This is a genomic window from Macrococcus capreoli (assembly GCF_025628935.1).
In the GTDB taxonomy this organism is placed as follows: domain Bacteria; phylum Bacillota; class Bacilli; order Staphylococcales; family Staphylococcaceae; genus Macrococcoides; species Macrococcoides capreoli.
Genome location: NZ_JAOTIS010000034.1, coordinates 1 through 2,324, shown reverse-complemented (window position 1 = coordinate 2,324; position 2,324 = coordinate 1). Strand labels below are relative to the sequence as shown.

Here is a 2,324-nt window from a genome sequence, read left to right as displayed (position 1 = left end):
AAGGTAAAGAATTTTATAGTAGACAGAAAGGAGTAGAATTTATGTCTGATAGTAATTTACAACAAATTTGGAATTCGGCGAAGACTTCAGAAGCATTGATTAAACGTTTAAAAGAAAGTGATTTGTTGAAATATATTGATAAAGAAAAAATTTTCCCTTGTACAATTTACAAAGAAAATTGGAATGATAAAGAAAGAGAACTTAACGGAATAAAAGGAAATATTAAGACGAAATTTACGGATAAAGAGCTTCTTAACTTTGGATTAAAACCTATGAGTGGTTGTAATATTAATTTTGTATTTATTGGAATTAGCTTATTCGGTGATATTATTGAAGTAGGAAAATCTAGTTTAGAAGGTGATTGGGCATATAAAATATATTTTGAAAAAGGTGTGTCAAGTGAATACCTTGAATATATAATAGCAAAAACATTAGAGTCCTCACCAAAAATGGAATCCAAAGAATTGTTAAATAAGTTATCGCTAAATCTGAATAAATTTTATGAATGTATGATCATACTTCCTATTGTTTCTGATCAAAATACAGATGATGAAATTGCTATACAAATGGAAAGAGTTGCAGGTAATCATGTGGTTATACCGTTCACGGATGATAATAAGAATATTAAGTTTGTTAGACCAAATAGCCACAATTGAACTAAAAATAAACTAATATAAATGCTATAAAAACTTAAAATATCATCTTACTTTTGGTAAGTAGAAAGGATAATTCGTCTTATTGTTTTAGCTACTATTTTGTGATTTATGGAAAATTACTGATATAGCTGTCTCGTTTTAGTTTATTTACCGAAAAGTGATTCTTGTTATATGAAAATGATTAAAATTAGTTGAGAAATAGTAAATATTTAGAAGTTGAAAAATAGCTTGATTAAAGCATTTAAGCGTACTTAATTATAAGTTTTAGCCAAACCCAGGCCTTAAAAGGCACTCGTCGTTCACCACAGTTCTCAAAATGTTAATCTGCAGCTGTTGCAAGTTTACTTGTTTACAGATGGAGTCCGCAAATTGCGTCAGCAATTTGTGTTCAATTGAAATGATTAAAGCATTTCTCGAAAATACGCGAGAGGTGCTTTTTTATATTTTTTTTGCATAGATGTTACTCCATGCTTTTTTGGTAAGTGTGATTATATATATGTATCAACAAGCCTATGGAGAAGTTGGACATAAAACTCCAGGAATTATTATGAATACTTTATTAATACTTAGTCCATTTTCTTATTATGTAATCTTCGATATTAAAAGTGGTGAAAATACATTTACTGGTACTAGAGTCTATTTTATTACGAGAGACACGTTAGCTTTTTATGGATTGTTCAAGATTATTGTAATTGTTTTATGGGGAATAGTATTTTTATTCTTGTCGCCAATTTTTGCATACATTCATTTCAAAGATGTTAGTAAGTACGGTAAGTATAGATCACAAAATAAATGATAAAATAGTATTGATAATATTTTTTCAACTACAATTGGGGTGGAAATAATGAAAAAAATAATTAGAAGTATAGCACGCTGTAAAATTTGTGATGATGTTATTGAATCAAAGTATACCCATAACTATGTAAGATGCAAATGTGGAGCGATTTTTTTAGATGGCGGTAAAGAGTATCAAAGATATGGATGGTTGCCTGAAAAAGTACACGGAAGAAGTCATGATGAAATAATTGATTTTAGCTTGTCTGAGTATGAAGAATAAATTAAAGAGGTGTAGGTATGCTTGAAGTTGATAAAGAAAAAATTAAGAATTTTTTTGTAAGTGATTTGAGTTCGGATCAAATAGCTGAATATTCAGGAATAGCTTATACTACTGCGAGAGAATTAAAAAATGGAACTACAAGTATCGATGAAGCATCATTTAGAACTCAGGTAAAGTTAACATATGGATATAAAAAAGCATTTGAGGGATATGAGCCTGAAGAAGTTAGTTTAGAAAGAAGAATAGCGATAGTTGATGCAGCAATAGGCATAAATAAAATTGATGGTCTTGCATTGTCGGATGAATATATAGAAAAAATGTATGATATGGCACATGGAAGAATTAAGCGATCTGAATTTGCTGAGTACGTACTACAAGAGACAACAAAAAGTGATTGATGAACCAATATAATTAATTGATTTTGCCACTTATTTGAGGTGGCTTTTTTTCATGAGAAGTATAGTTTTAATGGCTAAAAGAAAATATTAGAACATTTATCGTGTTGATAAAAATGATATACTTGAAGAAAAGTATAAATATAAAAAGTGTAGATATTCAAAAGAGGAGAAAGAGAATGGCTAATACAAGACAAATCCATTTAACTAAAGCTA

General features: G+C 29.0%; 3 protein-coding genes. All 3 read left to right on the top strand.

Annotated features, from left to right (window positions below; translation table 11 throughout):
- On the top strand, positions 1-656 hold a 656-nt coding region (locus tag OCL94_RS13110), incomplete at its 5' end, for a hypothetical protein (RefSeq protein WP_262997367.1).
- Between the two features lie 844 nt (positions 657-1,500).
- Positions 1,501-1,713, top strand: coding sequence for a DUF7695 domain-containing protein (locus OCL94_RS13105; protein ID WP_262997366.1), 213 nt, complete (start codon positions 1,501-1,503; stop codon positions 1,711-1,713).
- Between the two features lie 17 nt (positions 1,714-1,730).
- Positions 1,731-2,111, top strand: coding sequence for a hypothetical protein (locus tag OCL94_RS13100; RefSeq protein ID WP_262997365.1), 381 nt, complete (start codon positions 1,731-1,733; stop codon positions 2,109-2,111).
- Positions 2,112-2,324 lie beyond the last annotated feature (213 nt).